Raw genomic sequence first — 4,445 nt, 5'->3', positions numbered from 1 at the left:
CAAGCCTGTTGGGGCGATCATATACGAAAGGGACAGAACATGGCACGAGCCCAGGGGGCGCGGGCGCAGATGGCGCTTGCGTTCGAGACGACATACGGCACGCCACCTGCGAGCGGCTACACTAAGATGCCCTTTGCCAGCACGACGCTGGGGGCTGAGCAACCGCTACAGACATCGGAACTCTTGGGCTATGGCCGTGATCCGCAGGCGCCGATCAAGGATGCGGTGACGGCGGATGGCGATGTGGTGATCCCGATCGATGCCGAGGCCTTTGGCTTCTGGCTGAAGGCCGCTTTTGGCGCGCCCACCACAACGGGTGCCGATGCGCCCTACACGCATGAGTTCCGCTCAGGCAGTTGGGCGCTGCCCAGCTTCTCAGTCGAAACCGGGATGCCAGAGGTGCCGCGCTTTGCGATGTATTCTGGCTGCATGGTGGACAGCTTGAACTGGCAGATGGCGCGCTCGGGCTTGCTGACGGCCACGGCCAGCATCGTGGCGCAGGGCGAGGCCATCGCTACGAGCACAGCCGCAGGGACGCCCGCCACTATCGCGCTGAAGCGCTTTGGGCATTTCAACGGGGCGATCACGCGGAACGGGGCCAACATAGGGAATGTGGTCTCGGCCGACCTGACCTATGCCAACAACCTCGACCGCATCGAGACGATCCGAGCGGATGGCAAGATCGACGGCGCAGACCCGTCCATCGCAGCACTCACCGGCACTATCGTCGTGCGCTTCGCGGACCAGACGCTGGTGACACAGGCGATCAACGGCGAGGCTTGCGAGTTGGAGTTCTCCTACACGCTGCCGACGGCCGAAAGCCTGACCGTTACCGCGCATGCCGTCTATCTGCCAAGCCCCCGGATCGAAATCTCGGGCCCGCAAGGCGTGCAGGCAACCTTCGACTGGCAGGCTGCCAGCGATCCGGTGGCGGGCCGGATGTGTACGGTGACCCTTATCAATGACCGCGAGGTGTACTGAGCATGCTGCGCCTGAACCTTTCCACTGAGCCGCGCTGGCTCGACCTCGGCCATGGTGTGCGGCTGCTGGTGGAGCCGCTGACCACCGCGATCATGTTGGCCGCGCGCAGCGATCCGGCGATCCTGGCTGCGACTGCTGCAACAGAAAACGATGCGGCTCAATCCAATGACGATCTCGCGCGTATCGTCGCCAAGGCCGTTGCCCGGATCGTCGTGAAGGACTGGGAGGGCGTTGGCGACGAGGATGGGAAACCGTTGCCGCTGACCCTAGAAGGCATCGCCGCCCTTCTGGAACTCTGGCCGATCTTCGAGGCCTTCCAGACGAATTACATCGCGGGCGCGCTCATTCTGGATGCGGAAAAAAACGCCTGACCGCTCTCGCTGACTGGGAATTCGGCGGGGGCGGTGACTATTGCGCGGCGTGCATCTCTATGTGCGCGGAATGCCCACGGACCCTGCACAAACCTCTCACTTTGGAGGGCTGGCAGGTCTGGGATCTGGTTCAGCGCCTCGGCGGACAGGTGCGCGTCGTGGGCGGCATGAGCGGCGGCGCTGTCCTCGGCTGGGACATGGGTGCGGCCCTGCAATTGGGGGCAGCTCTCGGGCTCTCGCCTCTCATCATCGCAGAACTGCTGCCGCCCATTGAGGCGGTGATGGTGCGCAAAACAAACGAAGCTCTGCAGGCCGGATCAGGCCTAATCTGACCTCGTTTCCATCGGGCACGAGATGTGACCCAACAAGGAAATATTGAGATGGCTACGAAACAAGTCTCCGTCCGCCTCTCTGCGACCGGCGGCCGCCAGGTACGTGCCGAACTCGAGGGTGTTGGCGAGGCGGGTAGCCGCGGCTTGGGGCGTCTCTCGCGCGAGATGGAACAAGCCAATGCCCGCATGGCGGCCTTTGCGCGCCGGGCCCGGATCGCGGCGACGGCTGCGGCCACGGCCCTTGCGGCTGCCGTCGTCTCGATGACCCGCTCGACCGTTGCCGCCGCCAACGAGATCGGCCAACTCTCTCAGGTCGCCAATGCCAATCCAGAGTTGTTCCAGCGCTGGTCGGCCGCTTCGGCCACAGTCGGCATCGAGCAGGAAAAACTCGCCGATATCCTGAAGGACGTGAACGACCGGGTGGGGGATTTCCTGCAGACGGGCGGCGGTCCTATGGCGGATTTTTTTGAACACATCGCGCCGCGGGTTGGCGTGACGGCGGACCAGTTCGCCCGGCTCTCAGGGCCGGAAGCCCTGCAGCTCTATGTCGACAGCCTGGAGCGCGCAGGCGTCAGCCAACAGGAGATGACCTTTTACCTTGAGGCTATGGCGTCCGACACGACGCGGCTGATCCCGCTGCTGCAAAACGGCGGTGCGGAGATGACCCGGCTTGGGGCACAGGCGCAGGCGCTTGGCGCGGTACTAGACGCCGACGCCATCGCCGCCATGCGCCGTTCGGAACTGGCGCTGGTCAGCATCGGTCAGGTGTTCACCGGCGTGCGCAACCGGATTGCCGTGGCGCTCGCCCCCACGCTGGAGGCAGTGGCCAATGCGTTTGTCGCCCTTGCCTCCTCGACCAGCCCGATCAGCCGGGCCTTTGATGCTGTGCTGGCCAACCTTGATCGGCTGGCCATCTACGGGGGGACTTTTGCCACCTTCCTCGCCGGCCGCTGGGTAGCTGCCATGGCGTTAGCCGCTCTCTCTGTTCGTGGGCTCGCCATCACTCTGGTGGTCCTGAAAGGCGCGTTGATCCGCACCGGCATCGGCGCCCTCATCGTGGGCGCAGGCGAACTGGTCTATTGGTTCACGCGGCTCGCCTCTGGCGCAGGCGGCTTCGGCGAGGCCATGGGCCTCTTGAAAGACGTCGCGGTCGAGGTCTGGGACCGGATCAAGATGGGGGCATCAACCGCTGGGGCTGCGGCCACCGCCATGTTCTACGATCTGAAGGCTGATGCCGCTTCCGGTATGGCCGGAGCCATTGAGAGTGTCGTTGGCTTCGGCAACGCGACAGCCAACACCTTCGAGGGCGCGCTTCTGGCCGTCCGCGAGATCTGGTCCCGATTGCCGGATGTGATCGGTGATCTGGTCTTCTCGGCCGCCAACCGCATGCTCGACGGGATCGAGGCCATGCTGAACGGTGCGATCCGCAGGATCGACGCCTTCACTGGGAACATTCGCGATGCGCTGGCGGCTGTCGGCATCGAGACCACCTTCGGTCAGATCGGCGAAATCAGCCTTGGCGACATCCCGAACCCCTTCGCCGGGGCCTCCGCCGATGCTGGAACGGCTGCGGCAGATGCCTTTCGTCGAGCCTTCGTAGACAACCCGCTCACGGCCCCCGACCTTGGGCTCGACGCAATCACCGCCGAGGCGCTGGCTACTGCGAACACCTACCGTCAGGCGGCTAGCGATCTCGCCAATGGCGCGACGGCCCCGCTGACCTCCTGGGGCGCCCTGCGCGATGCCGTGGCGGGCACCGGCGAAGACGGCGCTGCGGCGCTTGATGAGGCCACGACCTCGGCCGATCGGCTGACGGAGGCTATGGAGCGGGCGGGCGATGCGGCCGGCGGCGGTGGCGGCGGTGCGCGCGGCGGGGCTGCAGAGCGGATCGTCAGCGGCTGGCGCGCTGTGTCCGAAGCTCTCCAATCCTATGCGACGGATGCGCTCGACTGGGGCAAGGGGCTGGGCCAGACCCTGACCGGCGCGTTCAACAGCGCCGAGAGCGCCTTCCGCAGCTTTGTCGAGACCGGCAAGCTCGACTTCAAGGGTCTCGTGCGCTCAATCCTGGCGGACCTCGCGGTCCTGTCGTTCAAGCGCGCGGTGCTGGGGCCCATTGCCTCTGCGCTCTCTGGCGTCTTCGGCGGCGGTAGCGCGATCGCGGCGGCCGTCTCGCATGCCGGTGGCATCGTCGGGCTGTCGGGTCATACTAGGGCCGTTCCCGCCGCGGTCTTTGCCGGGGCATCGCGCATGCATGGCGGTGGCTGGGCCGGCCTTCGTCCTGACGAGGTACCCACGATCCTGCAGCGGGGCGAGCGGGTCCTGTCGCGCGCGGAGGTCGCGCGCGGCGGCGGACGCCTGCCTCCGGTCGCGGTACATCTCACTGTGGACGCGCGGGGCGCGCAGATGGGCGTGGCTGAGCAACTGGCAACCGTCTTGCGCAATGCCCAGCCGGAGCTTGAGCGGATGGCCGTGGCAGCGGTCGGCACGGCCATGCGGCGGGGACGTCTGGCATGAGCGTGATCGTGGAATTGCCGCGCACCTGGGTGGCCGGCATTGAGCGGCGGTTGGTGACAGCCACCAGCCAGACGCAGTCGCCCTTTACCGGGACGACAGAGGTGCAGGACTGGGGTGGAGAATGGTGGGAATATGATATCGAGTTCGCAGCCCAATCGGGCCCGCTGGCGCGCTCGGTCTCCGCGGCGCTGACCGCGCTCGGCTCGGGGCGCGGCCTTTTGCTCTTCGCCGATCCCTCGATCGAGGC

Annotated in this window: 4 protein-coding genes and 1 pseudogene; all 5 read left to right on the top strand. The window is 66.1% G+C overall.

Going from position 1 to position 4,445, the window contains the following annotated elements; all coding sequences use genetic code 11:
• The first annotated feature begins 39 nt into the window (after positions 1–39).
• The gene (locus P0X85_RS14940; protein ID WP_275815127.1) at positions 40–981 is read left to right on the top strand and encodes a phage tail tube protein; all 942 of its coding nucleotides are present in this window, start codon (positions 40–42) and stop codon (positions 979–981) included.
• Between the two features lie 2 nt (positions 982–983).
• The gene (locus tag P0X85_RS14935) at positions 984–1,352 is read left to right on the top strand and encodes a hypothetical protein (protein WP_275815124.1); all 369 of its coding nucleotides are present in this window, start codon (positions 984–986) and stop codon (positions 1,350–1,352) included.
• A 101-nt stretch (positions 1,353–1,453) separates the two neighbouring features.
• A complete protein-coding gene (locus tag P0X85_RS14930) occupies positions 1,454–1,684 on the top strand; it encodes a DUF7697 family protein (RefSeq protein ID WP_275815121.1) in 231 nt (76 codons plus the stop codon).
• A 48-nt stretch (positions 1,685–1,732) separates the two neighbouring features.
• Positions 1,733–4,198: a phage tail tape measure C-terminal domain-containing protein gene (locus P0X85_RS14925; RefSeq protein ID WP_275815117.1), complete on the top strand. Its 2,466-nt coding sequence runs from the start codon at positions 1,733–1,735 to the stop codon at positions 4,196–4,198.
• A pseudogene (locus tag P0X85_RS14920) lies at positions 4,195–4,445 on the top strand (hypothetical protein); the annotation flags it as partial. The gene P0X85_RS14925 and the pseudogene P0X85_RS14920, both read left to right, overlap by 4 nt.

This window comes from Pseudothioclava nitratireducens, from assembly GCF_029210495.1.
In the GTDB taxonomy this organism is placed as follows: Bacteria; Pseudomonadota; Alphaproteobacteria; order Rhodobacterales; family Rhodobacteraceae; genus Pseudothioclava; species Pseudothioclava nitratireducens.
The sequence above is the reverse complement of the archived record's forward strand: the minus strand, read 5'-3'. Positions and strand labels throughout refer to the sequence as shown.